Source organism: Pseudomonas sp. CM27, from assembly GCF_013179515.1.
Lineage (GTDB): Bacteria > Pseudomonadota > Gammaproteobacteria > Pseudomonadales > Pseudomonadaceae > Aquipseudomonas.
In genome coordinates this window covers 1-15595 of record NZ_JABMCN010000138.1, presented here as the reverse complement: position 1 = coordinate 15595, position 15595 = coordinate 1, and the positions used below count along the sequence as shown (strand labels likewise).

Sequence of the window (15595 nt, the reverse complement as noted above, 5' to 3'; positions counted from 1 at the left end):
TGCTCGCCCACCGAAAGCCCCAGCAAGGCGCAGCCGATCGGTGCCAGTACCGAGACATTGCCTTCCGGCCCGGCGTCCTTCGGATACACCAACGTCAGGTGGTAGTCCTTGCCGCTGGCTTCCTCACGGCAGTGCACACGGGAGTTCATGGTGACCACGCCCGCCGGTACTTCCTCGTGACCGACCACCTGTTCGGCGCGGTCCAGCTCGTCCTGCAGGGCGAGCACACCCGGGGTACTTTCGTCGAGGCTGTCGATCAGACGCTCCAGACGTTGTACGTCCAATCGGGTGAGGATTAGGGAAGGCTTGGTGCTCATGATCCAGTCAGACTCCTTTGAACAGGCAATTTTCAATGTGCAGATAAAGCAAAACCCCGCCCAAGGGCGGGGTTTGAAAAGGCTTTGGCGTCACCGACGCAGAACTCGACACTACCACAGCCGGGCAAATACTCAAGCCCTTGCGTTCAGTGTGCCTTGGCCTGGTCGCGCAGGGCCTGGGCCTCGCGACAGATCTGCCGGCGCCGCTGGTCGTCGGCCGAGCGCCATTCGCGGATATGCTCGACATGCCGGTGGCAGCCGGTGCACACCCGCTGTTCGTCCAGCCGGCAAACGCTGATGCACGGCGATGGCACGGCGGGGCTGACGTTGCTGTAAAGCGGCTTGGGTGGCCGGGTCTGGGTGCTGCTCATGTCAGATCTCGTCGAAGTCCAGCTTCTCGCCGGCCCGCTCCCAGACAATACGTTCGAGCATTTCGCCCAGCAGCTCGTCGGTCTTTTCGCAGGTCCATTTCTTGCTCTCTTCGTCGTAGTCGAAATGGAACCCACCCGACTTGTCCGCCAGCCACAGCTGACGCAGCGGCTCCTGACGGCTGAAGATCAGCGTGCTGCCATTGTCGAACTTGATGGTCAGGACGCCCGCGGAGTTCTCCATGTCCAGGTCCATGCCGCTCTCGTCGAACAGGTCTTCCAGGGCCTGTTGGGTCGCGTCGACCAGGTCGTGGAAACGCGCTTCACTCAAACTCATTGCAGAAACCTCGAAATTGGCTGCGTTACAGGCAAGCCGGGCAAGATACGGGCGCTTGCCGCCGAATGCAAAGATTAGCCATTGGAGGCGGCAAGAATAGCCCGCCCGGCGGACCGGCCCTTGCATAGGCAAGCCGCCGGTCGCTCGGTATACTCGGGCGCAATACTGCATTTTTCTAAGGATTTCACCCATGAAGCGCCTGATTTCCTCCCTCGCGGCGCTGGTCGCTGTTGCCTGCCTCGTTTCCGCCTGCGGCCAGAAGGGCCCGCTGTACCTGCCTGAAGACGGCAAGGACGGCAAGGACACCCGCAAGTCGCACCAGCACCAGCCAAAAGCCAAGCCGGTCCAGACCCAGGAGCAGCAGCCAGAGCTGCAGTCCGAGCCCGAGCAGTCGCCTGCGCAGTAAGGAAACCAGATGAACGCTTTCAACTACCGCGACAGTGAGCTGTTCGCGGAGGGCGTGGCCCTGTCGGCCATCGCCGAACGCCATGGCACCCCCACCTACGTGTATTCGCGCGCCCATATCGAGGCCCAGTACCGCAGCTATACCGACGCCTTGCAAGGCGCCGAGCACCTGGTGTGCTTCGCGGTCAAGGCCAACTCCAACCTCGGTGTGCTGAACGTGCTGGCCCGCCTGGGCGCAGGCTTCGACATCGTTTCCGGCGGTGAACTGGAGCGCGTCCTGGCGGCTGGCGGCCGCGCCGACCGAGTGGTGTTCTCAGGTGTCGGCAAAACCCGTGAAGACATGCGCCGCGCCCTGGAAGTAGGCGTGCACTGCTTCAACGTCGAGTCCACCGACGAGCTGGAGCGCCTGCAAGTGGTAGCCGCCGAAATGGGCAAGGTTGCCCCGGTGTCGCTGCGGGTCAACCCGGATGTCGACGCCGGCACCCACCCGTACATCTCCACCGGCCTTAAAGAAAACAAGTTCGGCATTGCCATCGCCGACGCCGAGGCCATCTACGTGCGCGCCGCGCAGCTGCCGAACCTGGAAGTGGTCGGTGTCGACTGCCATATCGGTTCGCAGCTGACCACCGTCGAGCCGTTCCTCGATGCCCTCGACCGCCTGCTGGACCTGGTCGACCGCCTCGCCGATTGCGGCATCCACCTGCGCCACCTGGACCTGGGCGGCGGTGTGGGTGTGCGTTATCGCGACGAACAACCGCCTCTGGTGGCCGACTACATCAAGGCCATCCGCGAGCGCGTCGGCGACCGCGAGCTGGCCCTGGTGTTCGAGCCGGGCCGCTACATCGTGGCCAACGCTGGCGTGCTGATCACCCGCGTGGAGTACCTCAAGCACACCGAACACAAGGACTTCGCCATTATCGATGCGGCGATGAACGACCTGATCCGTCCGGCCCTGTACCAGGCCTGGATGGGCGTCAGTGCGGTCAAGCCACGTACCGGCGAAGGCCGTGCCTACGACCTGGTCGGCCCGATCTGCGAAACGGGCGACTTCCTGGCCAAGGACCGTGTGCTGGACCTGGCCGAAGGTGACCTGCTGGCTGTACAGTCCGCAGGCGCCTATGGTTTTGTCATGAGCTCCAACTACAACACCCGCGGCCGTTGCGCTGAAATCCTCGTCGACGGTGACCAGGCTTTCGAAGTACGCCGCCGCGAGACCATCGCCGAACTGTACGCTGGCGAAAGCCTGCTGCCGGAGTAACCCCATGCTGCTGCGTTTTACCAAGATGCATGGGTTGGGCAACGACTTCATGGTCCTCGACCTGGTCAGCCAGCACGCGCACATCCAGCCCAAGCACGCCAAGCAATGGGGTGACCGCCACACCGGTATCGGTTTCGACCAGTTGCTGATCGTCGAGGCGCCGAACAATCCCGAAGTGGACTTCCGCTACCGCATCTTCAACGCCGACGGTTCCGAGGTCGAGCAATGCGGCAATGGTGCACGCTGCTTTGCCCGCTTCGTGCTGGACAAGCGGCTGACCGCGAAAAAGCGCATCCGCGTGGAAACCAAAAGCGGCGTCATCACCCTGGACGTGCAGAACGACGGCCAGGTGAGCGTCGACATGGGCCCGCCGCGCTTCATCCCTGCCGAAATCCCCTTCGTCGCCGATGAGCAGGCGCTGAACTACCCACTGGAAGTCGACGGGCAAGTGCATTCGATCGCCGCCGTGTCCATGGGTAACCCGCATGCCGTGCTGCGTGTCGACGACGTGCATACCGCCCCCGTGCACCAGTTGGGCCCAAAGATCGAAAACCACCCACGCTTCCCGCAGCGGGTGAATGCCGGCTTCCTCCAGGTTGTCGACCGCCACCGCGCCAACCTGCGCGTCTGGGAACGCGGTGCGGGTGAAACCCAGGCCTGCGGCACCGGCGCCTGCGCTGCCGCCGTGGCGGCAATCAGCCAGGGCTGGATGGACTCCCCGATGTCCCTCGACCTGCCCGGTGGCCGCCTGCACATCGAATGGGCCGGCCCCGGCCAGCCCGTGCTGATGACCGGCCCGGCCGTACGCGTCTACGAAGGACAGGTTCGTCTCTAAGCGAGTAACCGCCATGACCGATCAGCCACAGGTTGTACCCCAGCAGTCCGCCGAGCTCGATGCCGAAGCGGTGATCGCCTACCTGCGCGCCCACCCCACTTTCTTCGCCGAGCATGACGAGCTGCTGCTTGAACAGCGTATTCCGCACCAGCGTGGCGACAGCGTGTCGCTGGTGGAACGCCAGCTGAAGCTGCTGCGCGACCGCAACATCGAAATGCGCCATCGCCTGTCGCAACTGATGGACGTGGCGCGCGACAACGACCGGCTGTTCGACAAGACCCGCCGGTTGATTCTCGACCTGCTCGATGCCGCCAGCCTTGAAGAAGTGGTGATGGCAGTCGAAGACAGCCTGCGCCAGGAGTTCCAGGTGCCCTTCGTCAGCCTGATCCTGTTCGGCGACAACGTCGCACCGGTCGGGCGCTGGGTCAGCAACGCCGAGGCGCAGCAGGCCATTGGTGCCCTGCTGGGCGGCGGCAAGACGGTAAGCGGCAACCTGCGCGAACACGAACTGACCTTCCTGTTTGGCGAAGAACAGCGCCGTGAAGTGGGCTCCAGCGCCGTGGCGACCCTTGAGTACCAAGGGCTGCACGGGGTACTGGCGATCGGCAGCCGCGACCCGCAACACTACAAGAGCAGCGTCGGCACGCTGTTCCTCGGCTATATCGCCGAAGTGCTCGGCCGCGTTGTACCACGTGTCACCCAGACCCTGCGCTCGGTACGCTGATGGAACGCCAGCTGGAGGCTTATTGCGCACACCTGCGCAACGAGCGCCAGGTGTCGGCGCACACCTTGCTGGGCTACCGGCGCGACCTGGACAAGGTCATCGCCTACTGCAACGAACACGGTATTGCCGGCTGGCAGGCGCTGCAGATCCAGCAGCTGCGCCAGCTGATCGCGCGCCTGCACCACCACGGCCAGTCGTCGCGCAGCCTGGCGCGGCTGCTGTCGGCAGTGCGCGGGCTGTACCGTTACCTCAACCGCGAAGGCCTGTGCCAGCACGACCCGGCCAGCGGCCTGAGCGCGCCCAAGGGTGAACGGCGGCTGCCCAAGGTGCTGGACACCGACCGGGCCTTGCAACTGCTCGATGGCGGCGTCGACGACGACTTCATCGCCCGCCGTGACCAGGCCATCCTCGAACTGTTCTACTCGTCGGGGCTGCGCCTGTCCGAGCTGACCAACCTCGACCTTGAACACCTCGACCTCGCCGGCGGCCTGGTGCAGGTATTGGGCAAGGGTGGCAAGGCACGCGTACTGCCGGTTGGCCGCAAGGCCCGCGAGGCGCTGCAGGCGTGGTATCGCCTGCGCGGTATCGGCAACCCTCGTGACGGTGCGGTGTTCATCACCCGTCAGGGCAACCGGCTGGGCCCCAGGGCCATCCAGCTGAGGGTAAAGGCGGCCGGCGAGCGTGAGCTGGGCCAGCACCTGCACCCGCACATGCTTCGCCATTCCTTCGCCAGCCATGTGCTGGAATCGTCCCAGGACCTGCGTGCGGTACAGGAGATGCTCGGCCACGCCGACATCAGCACCACGCAAATCTATACCCACCTGGACTTCCAGCACCTGGCGGCGGTGTACGACAGTGCCCACCCCCGGGCTAAACGCAGCAAAGGCACAGACTCATGAGCATCAAGCTGATCACCTTCGACCTCGACGATACGCTGTGGGACACCGCGCCGGTGATTGCCAGCGCAGAAGTCGTGCTGCGCGACTGGCTGGAAGCCAACGCCCCGATCCTTGGCGGCGTACCGGTGGAGCACCTGTTTGCCATTCGCGAGCGCCTGGTGCAGGCCGAGCCCGGCCTCAAGCACCGCATCAGCGCCCTGCGCCGGCGCGTGCTGTTGCACGCCCTGGAAGAAGTCGGCTACAGCAGCAAGCAGGCGCTGGAGCTGGCCAATGAAGGCTTCGAAGTGTTCCTGCATGCCCGCCACCAGGTGGAAATTTTCCCTGAAGTGCAGCCGGTGCTGGAGATTCTGCGCCATCACTACACCCTGGGCGTGGTCACCAACGGCAATGCCGATGTGAGCCGCCTGGGGCTGGCGGACTATTTCAGCTTTGCCCTGTGTGCCGAGGACCTTGGCATCGGCAAGCCAGACCCGGCGCCGTTCCTGGAAGCCCTGCGCCGCGGGGACGCGGACGCCAGCGCCGCCGTTCACATCGGCGACCACCCCGGCGATGACATTGCCGGCGCACAGCGCGCCGGGTTGCGGGCAGTGTGGTACAACCCACAAGGCAAGGCCTGGGCTGGTGAACAGGCACCGGATGCCGAGATCCAGCGTCTGTCGCAGCTGCCCGACGTCCTTTCGCGCTGGCGCTGACAGGGGCCGCTGCGCGGCCCATTCGCGGCTGAAGCCGCTCCCACAGGGATCGCGCAGAACCTTCAGCCAGTGCTGAGCCTGTGAGATCGGGTTCACCCGCGAAGAGGCTCGCACAGAAAACACAAAATCGAAAAGAACAAGACACTCGCAGCGACTGCGGTTTTTTGTCAGCTACGAGCAACCACGTGACGCCTTCGTTGGCGGCGTAGCAGCCACAATAGCGTCCCACCCTTGATCAGCTCTGAGAGGACAATTGCGCAGAACATCAGCCACCTGTTGTATTCAGGTACCAGACCGGCCCAGATCAACAGTACCGAAAGCGACGGCACAGCGAACAGCAGACGCCACGGTATTTGCGCGAGGCCCACGTAGACTCCCACCTTTCGACTGCCAAGAAAAAACACGGCACTGAAAATGATCGAGACCTGTAAAAACACATTCATCACCATCAACACCATGGTGAGCAAGCCTTGTTCGGCCAAAAACCCCAGCATCCTCTGCAGATCGGTAACTACAGGCAGATGCCCACGCCGAATACTGCCTGCGACATAGAGCAATACATAAAGGGCGTCCAGCCCGCCCCATAGCCTCAACACCCAGCGCTCTTTGTTTTGTGCTACGAACATCATTTCTTTTCTCGGTGCTCGTAGGTTTCAAAAGGAAGAACAGGTTGCCAGTGCCAAGATTTTCCACTGATCTGCCACTTATCCTCTCCCTCCAGATACCGTTGCGTGATGCCCCGTAGTTTGCCATAGCGATGAATGGCTGAGCGTGATGCTAAATGATCATCATGACTATCAAGAGGAACCCATTGCTGGGTCACGACCCGAAAGGTGTTGTCATAATCCTTGCTTTCCGAGCCGAAAAGGCGGCCCTCATCACCCAGCGAACCAAGACGGTTTTGCAAGATGGCGAACGTGTTCTTCAACCCGTCATAATCGATATCGATAGTACGCCACTTACCGGAGCCTTTTTCGTAATCAGGTTGCCTTTTCAGCTTATCTGAAACAGGAAAGCACTGTGTCGTGCCTAAGTGACCATCTAGTCTCATGGGTCTGAATGGATTGTTGGTCAAAAATAGCCAGCTGCCGTTTCTGATTTCTTCCAGTGCCACCTTGAGATCGTGCTCTGATAGCTCTCGCCCAGAAGTGATGCCACAGCTTCTCAGAAATTCCGCTTCACCGCACAGGTGCCTCCGCCCCATGAGGGCACGCTCCACTTCCCCCCTGGCAAAAAAAGGATCCTCCACTTTAGAAATGTCTTCCTTACGTAACTCACGACGGCGAACGAGTTTGTCCATAAATCCTCCAGGCTCGATCCGCGATGCTTGCCTAGGTCGGACAAAATGATCTAGCAGACGAATCTGCTTTTATCGTAGGAAATTTCGGCAGGTTTTCGACAGGCACAAAAAAGCCCGCAGCGACGGCGGGCTTTTTTGCGAGCAGCCACTCAGATAGGGCGGCTGCCGTATTTGTTGTCCGGCTTCTTGGGCGGGTCGGCGACCACGTTGGCCTCGACTTCCTGCACCTTGCCACCGCGGGAAAGGAATTCTTCCATCGCCTTGGCCAGTGCATCACGCTCTTTCTGCTTGGCTTCCATGCTCGGCATCTCGTCTACCGAGACGGCCGCCTTGGATTTGCCCTTGGCAGCGGGTGCCGGGCTGCTGTCGTCGTCGCCAGCATCTTCGGCGCCATCGTCAGCCGCCGCTTCGAGGCCTTCATCAGCCTCGTCGTCGTCGCCTACTTCGAGGTCATCATTTTCCAGATCGTCGTCGCTCATGTTCTACCTCATGACTTGCGAAAAGCAGGTTAGTTATAGACCAGTGCAGCCGTAGACCGGCAGCCACCAGTGAAAATTCAACTGGCCGTGGGTTAGGCCACTGCCCTTGGGTCGGCACCCGGGATGGGAGGCGGCACCCAGCAGGCCCTGCTCCTGGCAGGACCTGACAAATCCATTAGCCCCTGCTGGCCACTCGCTACTGGCAAGCCTAGCAAAGGCTGGCGAAGTGTGCGGACTACTCGCAAGCACCCTTCGGCGCGCATTCTAGCGCGCCCGTGGAAAAAGCAAAGCTCCATAATTGCACTGCAAGTTGTAAGTTTTTTACCTACGTCGCGAACGTGCCGAATAAACCGTTTGCCGTGCAGGAAATGCCGAAAATCTGACAAAAAAATGCCCGGCAAGCCGGGCAAGTTTTTACCGCGTCGCAGTTACAGGTTGTAGCCGCGTTCGTTGTGCTGAGCCAGGTCGAGGCCGACCGACTCTTCTTCTTCGTTGACCCGCAGGCCCATCACCACATCCAGCACCTTGAGGATCACATAGGTGACGATGGCGGTGTAGACCACGGTGAACAGCACGCCCTTGGCCTGGATCCAGACCTGCATGCCGATGTCGGTCACGGCGCCAAAGCCGCCCAGGGCCGGGGCTGCGAACACACCGGTGAGGATGGCGCCGACGATGCCGCCGATACCGTGCACGCCGAAGGCGTCCAGCGAGTCGTCATAACCCAGCTTGCGCTTGAGGCTGGTAGCGCAGAAGTAGCAGATCACGCCCGAAGACAAGCCGATCACCAGAGCGCCCATCGGGCCCACGGTGCCGGCAGCCGGGGTGATGGCGACCAGCCCGGCAACCACACCCGAGGCAATGCCCAGGGCGCTCGGCTTGCCGTGGCCGATCCATTCGGCAAACATCCAGCCCAGTGCCGCAGCGGCGGTAGCGATCTGGGTCACCAGCATGGCCATGCCGGCAGTACCGTTGGCGGCAGCAGCAGAGCCTGCGTTGAAGCCGAACCAGCCGATCCACAGCATGGCAGCGCCCATCAGGGTGTAGCCGAGGTTGTGCGGCGCCATCGGGGTGGTCGGGTAGCCTTTGCGCTTGCCCAGCACCAGGCAGCAGACCAGGCCTGCGATACCGGCATTGATGTGCACCACGGTGCCGCCAGCGAAGTCCAGCACGCCCCAGTCCCACATCAGTGCACCGTCGCCGCTCCAGACCATGTGCGCGATTGGCGCGTACACCAGGGTGAACCAGATACCCATGAACACCAGCATCGAGGAGAACTTCATGCGCTCGGCGAAGGCACCGACGATCAGCGCCGGAGTGATGATGGCGAAGGTCATCTGGAAGGTGATGAACACCGCTTCCGGGAACAGCGCGGTGGCCGAAGTCAGGCTGTCGGGCGTGACGCCGCTGAGAAATGCCTTGGAAAAGCCACCGACGAAGGAATTGAAATTGAGCACGCCCTTTTCCATACCGGTGGTATCGAAGGCCATGCTGTAGCCGTAGACGACCCACAGAATGCTCATCAGGCCGGTGATTGCAAAGCATTGCATCATCACCGACAGCACGTTCTTGGAACGCACCATGCCGCCGTAGAACAGGGCCAGGCCCGGGATGGTCATGAACAGCACCAGCGCCGTTGCAGTCAGCATCCAGGCGGTGTCGCCGGAGTTCAGCGCTGGGGCAGCCTCCTCTGCCAGGGCAAGCCCGGGCATTACGAGGGGCAATAGGGCTCCTAGCCCTGCGATCTTACGCAGAGTCATGTTGTTTTCTCCTGGGGCGTTGGGTTTGGTGAGGCTTTTTTGCTGCTTAGATCGCGTCGGTATCGGTTTCGCCGGTACGGATACGGATCGCCTGCTCCAGATTCACCACGAAAATCTTGCCGTCACCGATCTTGCCGGTGTTGGCTGCCTTGGTGATGGCTTCGATTACCCGATCAAGGTCCTTGTCATCGATGGCGACATCGATCTTCACCTTGGGCAGGAAATCGACCACATATTCAGCACCGCGATACAACTCGGTGTGGCCCTTCTGCCGACCGAAGCCTTTGACTTCGGTGACGGTGATGCCCTGCACGCCGATTTCCGACAGTGACTCGCGCACGTCGTCCAGCTTGAACGGCTTGATGATGGCTGTGACTAGCTTCATGAAACTCTCTCCCGATTTGGTGGACTTGCCCCAGGAAAACAAACCCGTCTCAAGTCTAAGCGCAGCGGTTGGCTTTGTAACGCGTCGTCGGCATGTGGCTCTGCGTGCGCACTGCCTGGTCACAAGGAACTGCATCAGTGCATGGCTCGCAAAGGTGTTTGCAGAAACCTTGCCAGTTCTGCCAAAGCGTCGAAAATCAGGGGGTTATGTGAATCCGGCGGACTTGGCCAGTCGCCAGCATGTAAAACATGCACGAAGTTGGTGCGCACCAGCAGCCCGCATTGCGCGAATTATGTGCAGCCGCGCCAGCCTGGGCAGCGCAATTGCCCGTGGTACACTGCCGGCCATTTCCCAGTTTCAGTGGACAGCCTCATGCTCGCGCCTAAAGCCCTTCTCGACGCCCTGAGTGACCAGGCCTCGCGCCTGTTCAGCAGCGACACCGCCCAGCCCCGTGCAGAGCTGGAAAGCCAGTTCAAGGTGCTGATGCAAGGTGCTTTCAGCAAGCTGGACCTGGTCAGCCGCGATGAATTCGACAGCCAGATGGTCGTGCTGGCCCGCACCCGTGCACGCCTGGAAGCCCTCGAGCAGCAGGTCGCCGAGCTGGAAGCGCGGATGGCGCCTGGCGGCAAGGAATAGCAATCGACAAGGAGTGCCTCAGCATGAGCTGAAGCCGGCCGGCGGTATCGAGGTGCATGCCATCGTCACCCGCGAAGCGGTACAGGGGCTGGGACCGGCGCCGAGCGTGAAAGCCACGGCGCTGATCAAGGCCTCGCACATCATCCTCGGCGCCAGGCCCTGAGATCAGGCCGAGGCTCCTAGGCGTTCCGGCGCGGATGGTGGCTGTCTTGGCGGTAACTCACTGGGATGCAGGGTGCCACGGAACAGTGCAGCACCGCACTGGGTGACCAGGGTCCTCACGCGGTTATGCGAATTGAGGACTTCGGCTTGAATATCCTCGATGGTCGAATCCCCTGGCTGCAAGGTGGCCGCACGATTGACCCATTCGATAGCGGCGAAGCGGCTTTGCTTGCGTGTACCGCGCCCCTGCATCCAGGCCAGCGCCAGTTCGGCGCTGGCACGCCCGGCGATCCATGGGTCCGGGTGCTCGACCAGGCTCGACAGGTAGGCCACCGCCTCGGCCGGCTCCTGCGCCTCGCCAAACTGGCGCAAAAGAATCCCCAGGTGCAAGCGAGCGCGGGCATTGGTCTGCGCATTGCCCAGCGCGTCGACCAGCAGGCGCCGGACTGCCAGCATGGCGCTGCGCTCGTTCAGGTCCTCATCGCCATGCATACGCAGGCAAGCCAGGTTGTACTTGGCCTGGCGGCTGCCCGCCGCGACCGCACGCTGCAGCCAGTACTCTGCCGTTTGCTCATCCAGGTAGTGCTGTGGTGTATTCCCCATGCCACCTCGGTGCAGCTCATACAGCCCCAAGGCCGCCCCTGGCAGGTTCAGTTGGGCGCAACGCTCATACAGGTAGCAGGCCACTTCATGCCGATTGGCAGCCCAGAGCAGCCGCGCCACCTCCAGCACCTCGAAGCCCGGCGCCTGGCCCGCGCACTGGCGTTTCACGGCCATCTGCAGCCATGCCCACGCCTGCTCGGCCGAGCGTGGCAACCCCCACAAGCCAAAGTGGTGGCCGGCAGCGCGTAATGCACAGGCGCCAGCATGCGAGCGACCTTCACTCAGGCGCTCGATGGCGGTGCGCAGCAGCTGTTTTTCGTCAGCCATGCCGTCGCGCAGGATCAGCTCGACCAGGCAGCGAAAGGGCGCGCCCATTGCGGGGATGGCACCATGGTCGGCATTGCTCGCAAAGCTTGCGGCGAAGTCGCGCATGGCGCCCGGGTGATCCTGCAACGCATGGCTGCGCAAGGCGCCCCGCCACGCCAGCACTACCGCACTTTCCCTGGGCCGGAGCAGGCGTTGTGACCAAGCATCCAGCACCTGTTGCCAATCGGCAACCGCCTGCAACTGATCGGTATGGGGTAGCGTCAGCCGGTCTTCGATGGGTATCCAGCGCAGCGCATTTCGCAGGCTTTCATCCCAGGTTTCGCACAATGGCCCATTGGCCAGCAGTTCAATCGCGTCAGGGCTCGCACCCCAGCGGGGGGACAGGGAAATGGCGAGGGCCTGGATCGCTTCAAAGCATCCGGGGCGAGCGACCAGGGCATGGCGCAACCAGTAATAGCGAGGGTCCTCGTTCTCGTGATCGACCCGCCTGCCCAGACAGGTCGGCAGCGCTTTCGGTAGTTCGGCCAGCGGCAAAAGCCCATGCTTCACCAGCAACGGCGCCGCAGCCTCCTGCACTTCCACGTCCGCCTGGGCACTGGGCCGGTAGCGCGCGGGCTGGCCTTGAAACAGTTCGATCAACCACCCAGGCTCAGCAAACCGCGCACTGAGATGGAGCATGCCCACAAGCGCTGCCACTGGCTGGGCTGAGCGGTCCATGGCACGCACCAAGTGTGCGGCAGCGGTTTCGCAGATTTGTTCGACGGCCAGCGCGGCTGCGGCGTTGCGCTGGCCATTGCCATGCACCTGGCGGGCGCGCTGAAGGCAGTGCCAGCCCATCACCACCTGTGGGTGGTAAGCCTTGGGGCAGGCATCCATCCAGGCCTTGAGCACCTGGCTCATGGCCTTGCCGCCCTGGCACTCGGCGTCGACCAGCATGTGCCCTTCCAGGGCACTCAGGTAGGCAGGAAACTCCCCGTTCGGGGCCTGTCGCCATTGCGCTTCGAGGCTGTCGAAGTAACGGTTGAGTTCAACAAATGCACGGGCGTCCGCCAGTTCGCGGATGACCTGGCGCGTGCGGGTGAGCGTTTGCACGGAGCAATACCTCAAGTCCATTTGGAAGAAGCTGCGGTGCCATCCCATGGCAACCGCCGTTGCCCAACAACACTAAGCCATACCTGGCGGCTGCGCAAAGTTAATTGGATCCATTTTAGTCGGCTCCAGTGAAATCACAGGGAAAAAACCTGCCCTGTAAAACCACGTCGCACACTTCCTGCGCCTGGCTCTGACGCGCTGGCTATCCTTGCCCCACCCGCAGGCAGCGGCCTTTTCAGCGACAACGGAGCGTCCATGTCCCTAACACTCGTCCACAGCCGCGCCCAGGTGGGCGTGCAGGCACCGTCGGTAAGTGTCGAAACCCACCTGACCAACGGCCTACCGCATCTCACCCTGGTCGGCCTGCCGGAAACCACGGTCAAGGAAAGCAAGGACCGGGTGCGCAGCGCCATCGTCAACTCCGGGCTGAACTACCCGCAGCGGCGCATTACCCAGAACCTCGCCCCCGCCGACCTGCCCAAGGATGGCGGGCGCTATGACCTGGCCATCGCCCTGGGCATTCTTGCCGCCGATGGTCAGGTGCCAATTGCCACCCTCGTCGATGTCGAATGCCTCGGTGAACTGGCGTTGTCTGGCAAGTTACGCCCGGTGCAGGGCGTGTTGCCTGCGGCTCTGGCGGCGCGCGAAGCCGGTCGGGCGCTGGTGGTGCCACGGGAAAATGCCGAGGAAGCCAGCCTGGCCAGTGGCCTGGTGGTGTATGCGGTGGGTCACCTGCTGGAACTGGTCGCCCACCTTAACGGCCAGGTACCACTGCCACCGTACGCAGCCAATGGTTTGATCCTGCATCCACGTCCCTACCCGGACCTGAGCGAAGTGCAGGGCCAGCTGGCGGCCAAGCGGGCCTTGCTGCTGGCGGCGGCCGGGGCTCACAATTTGCTGTTCACCGGCCCTCCTGGCACCGGCAAGACCCTGCTCGCCAGCCGCCTGCCCGGGCTGCTGCCGCCACTGGACGAGCACGAGGCGCTGGAAGTGGCGGCAATCCAGTCGGTCAGTGGGCACGCTCCGCTGAACAGCTGGCCACAGCGGCCGTTTCGTCACCCGCACCACTCCGCGTCTGGCCCGGCCCTGGTGGGTGGCAGCAGCCGACCGCAACCGGGTGAGATCACCCTCGCCCACCATGGCGTGCTGTTTCTGGATGAGCTGCCTGAGTTCGAACGGCGGGTGCTGGAAGTGCTGCGCGAGCCGCTGGAGTCGGGCGAGATCGTGATTGCCCGGGCGCGTGACAAGGTGCGTTTTCCGGCACGCTTTCAGCTGGTAGCGGCAATGAACCCGTGCCCTTGCGGGTACCTGGGCGACCCGACTGGCCGCTGTCGTTGCAGCACCGAACAGATCGCGCGGTATCGCAACAAGTTGTCCGGGCCGTTACTGGACCGCATTGACCTGCACCTGACCGTGGCCCGCGAGAGCACCACGCTGAACCACCAGCCTTGTGGTGAAACCAGTGCCGATGTTGCCGCCAGGGTTGCTGAAGCGCGGGAGGTGCAGCAACGGCGGCAAGGCTGCGCGAATGCGTTCCTGAACCTGGAGGGGTTGCGCCGCCATTGTGGCCTGGCAGCGGCGGACCAGCTCTGGCTGGAAGGTGCCTGCGAGCGGTTGACCTTGTCGTTGCGGGCAGCGCACCGGTTGTTGAAGGTGGCGCGCACGCTGGCGGACCTGGAAGGCTGCGAAGCGATTGCCCGGGGGCATCTGGCCGAGGCTTTGCAGTATCGGCCGGGGAGCAGTTAGGTGGCGGGGATGCGCTGTAGCCCATCGCCGACAAGCTAGCCATAGGGAATCGCGTGAGGGCTGACAGGTGCTTGCCGCAAGATATGCAGCGCCAAGCACCTGTCAGCCCTGCCGCGCCCCCCTCTTACCCCAAAGATACCCCGAAACCGAATACCCCCCAGGCCCGGTCACCGCCAACCCGCCATAAAGCGCCACCAGCAACCAGGCAAACTGCCCCTGCTCCAGCGTCCAGTCCGGGTGCACCACCACCAGCGCCACCAGCAAAACCGCCAGCACCGGCAGGCAAGCCAGGCGGGCAGCGACCCCCAACAGCAGCAGCAACGGGCATACCACCTCGGCGAATACTGCCACCCCCAACGTCAGCGAAGGCCCTAGCCCAAAGGGATCTTCGATGCGCTGCAACTCATCGCTCCAGTGCAGCAACTTGGGCAAGCCATGAATTGAAAGCAGCAGCACAGCAGCCATCACCCGCATGAACAGCAGGCCGGTGGCGGTCAGGGTCGGAGATTGAGGGTCGAGGAAAAACTTCAGGCGTGGCATGGCAATGGTCTCGCTGATCGATCAACACGTGAGCATTGCCTGATTGGCAGCCTATTGATTGCGCAGGTGTGCTGAGCTGGATGCCAGCGCCTCTTCAACCACCATCAGCAACACTTCCTCGGGAAAAGGCTTGCCCAGGCAGGCCAAGGCGCCAAGGCTCATGGCTGCGCGTACTGCGCCTTCCTCCCAATGCGCTGACATGCAGATCACCGGTAAACGCCATTGCAGCCGAATCAGCTCATGCTGCACTTGCTGACCACTCATCCCCGGCATCCGCAAATCAAGCAGCACACAGCCCGCCTGTGGCGCCAGCTCCGAGGCCAGAAACACCTCTCCTGCGGCAAATGGCAAGGTTTCGAACCCGGCCGAGCGCAGCAGGTTGGCCAGGCTTTTGCGCACCGAAGCATCGTCGTCGACGATGCACACCCATCTGTTCATGCGCCGCCCAGGCCTTCAGGCCGTGCTCCGATCACCTGGTGCATGGCCACCAGCTCAACCAGCGAGCGGGACTGCATCTTGTTCATGATGTTCTTCTTGTGCACCTTGGTCGTCACCTCGCTGGTGCCAATCTGCTTGGCGATCTGCTTGTGTGACAGGCCATCGACCACCAGTGAGAAAACCTGGCGCTCGCGCTGAGTCAGGCGCTGGTACTTGTCCTCGACCTGTCGCGCGTGGCGCCATTTGCGTCCATCGACCACAGCCCGTGCGCGCACCGCCTGCAGCAGTGCCA

General features: G+C 62.7%; 21 protein-coding genes. 9 read left to right on the top strand and 12 right to left on the bottom strand.

Annotation, left to right across the window (positions count from 1 at the left end; translation table 11 throughout):
• The 3 genes from rnk to cyaY form a co-directional block, all read right to left on the bottom strand.
• Nucleotides 1-317: nucleoside diphosphate kinase regulator (gene rnk, locus HP547_RS17565; protein WP_172286951.1), on the bottom strand; the 317-nt coding region annotated here is incomplete at its 3' end.
• Between the two features lie 146 nt (nucleotides 318-463).
• Nucleotides 464-688 carry a DUF1289 domain-containing protein gene (locus tag HP547_RS17560; RefSeq protein ID WP_172286950.1) on the bottom strand — a complete coding sequence of 75 codons (225 nt, stop codon included), beginning with the start codon at nucleotides 686-688 and terminating at the stop codon, nucleotides 464-466.
• Between the two features lies 1 nt (nucleotide 689).
• Nucleotides 690-1022, bottom strand: coding sequence for an iron donor protein CyaY (gene cyaY / locus HP547_RS17555; RefSeq protein ID WP_172219280.1), 333 nt, complete (start codon nucleotides 1020-1022; stop codon nucleotides 690-692).
• A gap of 190 nt (nucleotides 1023-1212) precedes the next feature.
• On the opposite strand from cyaY, the gene HP547_RS17550 reads away from it, so the two are divergent.
• Genes HP547_RS17550 through HP547_RS17525 form a run of 6 tightly spaced genes read left to right on the top strand, consistent with a single transcriptional unit; the run spans nucleotide 1213 to nucleotide 5835 of the window.
• Complete coding sequence (locus HP547_RS17550; RefSeq protein ID WP_172219282.1) at nucleotides 1213-1428, top strand: lipoprotein; 216 nt, start codon at nucleotides 1213-1215, stop codon at nucleotides 1426-1428.
• 9 nt (nucleotides 1429-1437) lie between these two features.
• The gene (gene lysA, locus HP547_RS17545) at nucleotides 1438-2685 is read left to right on the top strand and encodes a diaminopimelate decarboxylase (protein ID WP_172219284.1); all 1248 of its coding nucleotides are present in this window, start codon (nucleotides 1438-1440) and stop codon (nucleotides 2683-2685) included.
• A 4-nt stretch (nucleotides 2686-2689) separates the two neighbouring features.
• Nucleotides 2690-3520 (top strand): diaminopimelate epimerase, encoded by an 831-nt coding sequence (dapF, locus tag HP547_RS17540; protein ID WP_172286949.1) that lies wholly within the window; start codon nucleotides 2690-2692, stop codon nucleotides 3518-3520.
• A gap of 13 nt (nucleotides 3521-3533) precedes the next feature.
• On the top strand, nucleotides 3534-4244 hold the full coding sequence (locus tag HP547_RS17535; protein ID WP_172219288.1) for a DUF484 family protein: 711 nt from the start codon (nucleotides 3534-3536) through the stop codon (nucleotides 4242-4244).
• The gene (xerC, locus tag HP547_RS17530; RefSeq protein WP_172219290.1) at nucleotides 4244-5143 is read left to right on the top strand and encodes a tyrosine recombinase XerC; all 900 of its coding nucleotides are present in this window, start codon (nucleotides 4244-4246) and stop codon (nucleotides 5141-5143) included. The genes HP547_RS17535 and xerC overlap by 1 nt, the downstream gene beginning before the upstream one ends.
• Entirely contained in the window at nucleotides 5140-5835 is a 696-nt protein-coding gene (locus HP547_RS17525) for an HAD family hydrolase (protein WP_172286948.1), read from the top strand. Before xerC ends, HP547_RS17525 begins: the two co-directional genes overlap by 4 nt.
• 167 nt (nucleotides 5836-6002) lie before the next feature.
• Here HP547_RS17525 and HP547_RS17520 read toward each other — a convergent pair whose 3' ends face one another.
• From HP547_RS17520 to glnK, 5 genes are all read right to left on the bottom strand, one after another.
• Complete coding sequence (locus tag HP547_RS17520) at nucleotides 6003-6464, bottom strand: hypothetical protein (RefSeq protein WP_172286947.1); 462 nt, start codon at nucleotides 6462-6464, stop codon at nucleotides 6003-6005.
• A complete protein-coding gene (locus HP547_RS17515; RefSeq protein ID WP_172286946.1) occupies nucleotides 6461-7135 on the bottom strand; it encodes a hypothetical protein in 675 nt (224 codons plus the stop codon). The genes HP547_RS17520 and HP547_RS17515 overlap by 4 nt, the downstream gene beginning before the upstream one ends.
• 149 nt (nucleotides 7136-7284) lie before the next feature.
• Nucleotides 7285-7614, bottom strand: a complete 330-nt coding sequence (gene sutA, locus HP547_RS17510) for a transcriptional regulator SutA (protein WP_172286945.1) — start codon at nucleotides 7612-7614, stop codon at nucleotides 7285-7287.
• 428 nt (nucleotides 7615-8042) lie between these two features.
• Complete coding sequence (locus HP547_RS17505; RefSeq protein ID WP_172286944.1) at nucleotides 8043-9374, bottom strand: ammonium transporter; 1332 nt, start codon at nucleotides 9372-9374, stop codon at nucleotides 8043-8045.
• Nucleotides 9375-9420: 46 nt separating this feature from the next.
• On the bottom strand, nucleotides 9421-9759 hold the full coding sequence (gene glnK, locus HP547_RS17500) for a P-II family nitrogen regulator (RefSeq protein WP_002555808.1): 339 nt from the start codon (nucleotides 9757-9759) through the stop codon (nucleotides 9421-9423).
• A 372-nt stretch (nucleotides 9760-10131) separates the two neighbouring features.
• Here glnK and HP547_RS17495 point away from each other — a divergent pair, with 372 nt between their 5' ends.
• Together HP547_RS17495 and HP547_RS17490 are read left to right on the top strand one after the other, a co-directional pair.
• A complete protein-coding gene (locus HP547_RS17495; RefSeq protein WP_172219293.1) occupies nucleotides 10132-10395 on the top strand; it encodes an accessory factor UbiK family protein in 264 nt (87 codons plus the stop codon).
• 13 nt (nucleotides 10396-10408) lie between these two features.
• Nucleotides 10409-10558, top strand: coding sequence for a hypothetical protein (locus tag HP547_RS17490; protein WP_372242405.1), 150 nt, complete (start codon nucleotides 10409-10411; stop codon nucleotides 10556-10558).
• Between the two features lie 2 nt (nucleotides 10559-10560).
• Here the strand turns inward: HP547_RS17490 and HP547_RS17485 are convergent, their stop codons facing one another.
• A complete protein-coding gene (locus HP547_RS17485; RefSeq protein ID WP_172286943.1) occupies nucleotides 10561-12579 on the bottom strand; it encodes a DUF4034 domain-containing protein in 2019 nt (672 codons plus the stop codon).
• A 255-nt stretch (nucleotides 12580-12834) separates the two neighbouring features.
• Between HP547_RS17485 and HP547_RS17480 the strand changes: the two genes are divergently transcribed.
• The gene (locus tag HP547_RS17480; RefSeq protein WP_172286942.1) at nucleotides 12835-14325 is read left to right on the top strand and encodes a YifB family Mg chelatase-like AAA ATPase; all 1491 of its coding nucleotides are present in this window, start codon (nucleotides 12835-12837) and stop codon (nucleotides 14323-14325) included.
• A gap of 102 nt (nucleotides 14326-14427) precedes the next feature.
• Here HP547_RS17480 and HP547_RS17475 read toward each other — a convergent pair whose 3' ends face one another.
• The 3 genes from HP547_RS17475 to HP547_RS17465 form a co-directional block, all read right to left on the bottom strand.
• Nucleotides 14428-14865 (bottom strand): DoxX family protein, encoded by a 438-nt coding sequence (locus HP547_RS17475; RefSeq protein WP_172219315.1) that lies wholly within the window; start codon nucleotides 14863-14865, stop codon nucleotides 14428-14430.
• Nucleotides 14866-14916: 51 nt separating this feature from the next.
• On the bottom strand, nucleotides 14917-15303 hold the full coding sequence (locus HP547_RS17470; protein ID WP_172219317.1) for a response regulator transcription factor: 387 nt from the start codon (nucleotides 15301-15303) through the stop codon (nucleotides 14917-14919).
• On the bottom strand, nucleotides 15300-15595 hold a 296-nt coding region (locus HP547_RS17465; RefSeq protein ID WP_218583487.1), incomplete at its 5' end, for a response regulator transcription factor. The genes HP547_RS17465 and HP547_RS17470, both read right to left, overlap by 4 nt.

Coding starts and splice junctions, on each gene's coding strand:
- dapF (WP_172286949.1), top strand. CDS start 2,690: ATGCTGCTGCGTTTTACCAAGATGCATGGGTTGGGCAACGACTTCATG.
- HP547_RS17535 (WP_172219288.1), top strand. CDS start 3,534: ATGACCGATCAGCCACAGGTTGTACCCCAGCAGTCCGCCGAGCTCGAT.
- HP547_RS17480 (WP_172286942.1), top strand. CDS start 12,835: ATGTCCCTAACACTCGTCCACAGCCGCGCCCAGGTGGGCGTGCAGGCA.
- HP547_RS17515 (WP_172286946.1), bottom strand. CDS start 7,135: ATGGACAAACTCGTTCGCCGTCGTGAGTTACGTAAGGAAGACATTTCT.
- HP547_RS17520 (WP_172286947.1), bottom strand. CDS start 6,464: ATGATGTTCGTAGCACAAAACAAAGAGCGCTGGGTGTTGAGGCTATGG.
- HP547_RS17475 (WP_172219315.1), bottom strand. CDS start 14,865: ATGCCACGCCTGAAGTTTTTCCTCGACCCTCAATCTCCGACCCTGACC.
- xerC (WP_172219290.1), top strand. CDS start 4,244: ATGGAACGCCAGCTGGAGGCTTATTGCGCACACCTGCGCAACGAGCGC.
- sutA (WP_172286945.1), bottom strand. CDS start 7,614: ATGAGCGACGACGATCTGGAAAATGATGACCTCGAAGTAGGCGACGAC.
- glnK (WP_002555808.1), bottom strand. CDS start 9,759: ATGAAGCTAGTCACAGCCATCATCAAGCCGTTCAAGCTGGACGACGTG.
- HP547_RS17525 (WP_172286948.1), top strand. CDS start 5,140: ATGAGCATCAAGCTGATCACCTTCGACCTCGACGATACGCTGTGGGAC.
- HP547_RS17550 (WP_172219282.1), top strand. CDS start 1,213: ATGAAGCGCCTGATTTCCTCCCTCGCGGCGCTGGTCGCTGTTGCCTGC.
- lysA (WP_172219284.1), top strand. CDS start 1,438: ATGAACGCTTTCAACTACCGCGACAGTGAGCTGTTCGCGGAGGGCGTG.
- HP547_RS17560 (WP_172286950.1), bottom strand. CDS start 688: ATGAGCAGCACCCAGACCCGGCCACCCAAGCCGCTTTACAGCAACGTC.
- HP547_RS17505 (WP_172286944.1), bottom strand. CDS start 9,374: ATGACTCTGCGTAAGATCGCAGGGCTAGGAGCCCTATTGCCCCTCGTA.
- HP547_RS17495 (WP_172219293.1), top strand. CDS start 10,132: ATGCTCGCGCCTAAAGCCCTTCTCGACGCCCTGAGTGACCAGGCCTCG.
- cyaY (WP_172219280.1), bottom strand. CDS start 1,022: ATGAGTTTGAGTGAAGCGCGTTTCCACGACCTGGTCGACGCGACCCAA.
- HP547_RS17470 (WP_172219317.1), bottom strand. CDS start 15,303: ATGAACAGATGGGTGTGCATCGTCGACGACGATGCTTCGGTGCGCAAA.